We start from the raw sequence: 1,967 nt of genomic DNA, 5'->3' as shown, positions 1-1,967 counted from the left end.
TGGTTGCCGACCACGCTGGCCGTGCCCTTGCTTGCCGGCGCACTGGCCGAGTTCAGCGTGAACGCGTGACCGTCGTCAGCGTCGGTGTCGTTGGCCAGCACGTTGATGGTCAGGGTCTGGTTTTCCGTACCGGCGGCCGTATCGGCCACTGCCACCGGCGCGTCGTTGGTGCCGGTGATCGTCACATCCACCGTGGAGCTTGAGAGCGCTCCGTACTGATCCTGCATCTGGTAAGTGAGCGTCACATGCTCGACCACGCCTTGCGCCAGGTGGTCGAAGTCAGTTCCGGGGGTGAACACCAGCTGGTTGCCGACCACGCTGGCCGTGCCTTTGTCTGCCGGTGCACTGGCCGAGTTCAGTGTGAACAGGTGACCGTCGTCGACATCTGTGTCATTGGCCAGCACGTCGATGCTCAGGGTCTGGTTTTCCGTGCCGGCAGCCGTATCGGCCACTGCCACCGGCGCGTCGTTGGTGCCGGTGATCGTCACATCCACCGTGGAGCTTGAGAGCGCTCCGTACTGATCCTGCATCTGGTAATTGAGCGTCACGTGCTCGACCACGCCCTGCGCCAGATGATCAAAGTCGGCTCCCGGATTGAACACCAGCTGGTTGCCGACCACGCTGGCCGTACCCTTGCTTGCCGGCGCGCTGGCCGAGTTCAGCGTGAACGCGTGACCGTCGTCAACATCGGTGTCGTTGGCCAGCACGTTGATGCTCAGGGTCTGGTTTTCCGTGCCGGCGGCCGTATCGGCCATCGCCACCGGCGCGTCGTTGGTGCCGGTGATGGTCACGTCCACCGTGGAACTCGAGAGTGCCCCGTGTTCATCCTGCATCTGATAACTGAGCGTCACGTGCTCGACCACGCCCTGCGCCAGGTGGTCGAAATCAGCCCCCGGATTGAACTGCAACTGGTTGCCCGCGACGCTGGCACTGCCTTGGCCGATCGGCGCGCTGGCGCTGACCAAGGTGAATGCATGGCCGTCATCGACATCGGTGTCATTGGCCAACACGTCGATGCTCAGGGTCTGGTTTTCCGTGCCAGCGGCCGTATCGGCCACCGCCACCGGCGCGTCGTTGGTACCGGTGATCGTCACGTCTACGCTGCTGGTCGAGATCGCGCCATGTTCGTCACTCATGGTGTAGCTGAGTGTGACACTAGCCGTGGCGCCCTGCGCCAGATGATCGAAATCAGCCCCCGGATTGAACTGCAACTGGTTGCCCGTGACGCTGGCACTGCCTTGGCCGATTGGCGCACTGGCGCTGACCAAGGTGAATGCATGGCCGTCGTCGACATCGGTATCGTTGCCCAGCACGTCGATGCTCAGGGTCTGGTTTTCCGTGCCGGCGGCCGTATCGGCCACCGCTACCGGCGCGTCGTTGGTGCCGGTGATGGTCACGTCCACCGTAGAGCTCGAGAGTGCCCCGTGTTCGTCCTGCATCTGGTAACTGAGCGTCACGTGCTCGACCACGCCCTGCGCCAGGTGATCGAAGTCAGTTCCGGGGGTGAACACCAGCTGGTTGCCGACCACGCTGGCCGTGCCTTTGTTGGCCGGCGCGCTGGCCGAGTTCAGCGTGAACAGGTGACCGTCGTCGACATCGGTGTCGTTGGCCAGCACGTTGATGGTCAGGGTCTGGTTTTCCGTACCGGCAGCGACATCGGCCACTGCCACCGGCGCGTCGTTGGTGCCGGTGACGGTCACGTCCACCGTGGAGCTCGAGAGCGCGCCGTGTTCATCCTGCATCTGGTAAGTGAGCGTCACATGCTCGACCACGCCTTGCGCCAGGTGGTCGAAGTCGCTCCCCGGATTGAACACCAGCTGGTTGCCRACCACGCTGGCCGTGCCCTTGCTTGCCGGCGCACTGGCCGAGTTCAGCGTGAACGCGTGACCGTCGTCAGCGTCGGTGTCGTTGGCCAGCACGTTGATGGTCAGGGTCTGGTTTTCCGTACCGGCGGCCGTATCGGCCAC

General features: G+C 63.8%; 1 protein-coding gene. It reads right to left on the bottom strand.

All coding sequences use genetic code 11. The features are described 5' to 3' along the window. Positions 1-1,967: Ig-like domain-containing protein (locus tag AC1DIG_RS29235; RefSeq protein ID WP_477770099.1), on the bottom strand; the 1,967-nt coding region annotated here is incomplete at both ends.

Source organism: Pseudomonas sp. 05N431 (genome assembly GCF_056397005.1).
The sequence above is the reverse complement of the archived record's forward strand: the minus strand, read 5'-3'. Positions and strand labels throughout refer to the sequence as shown.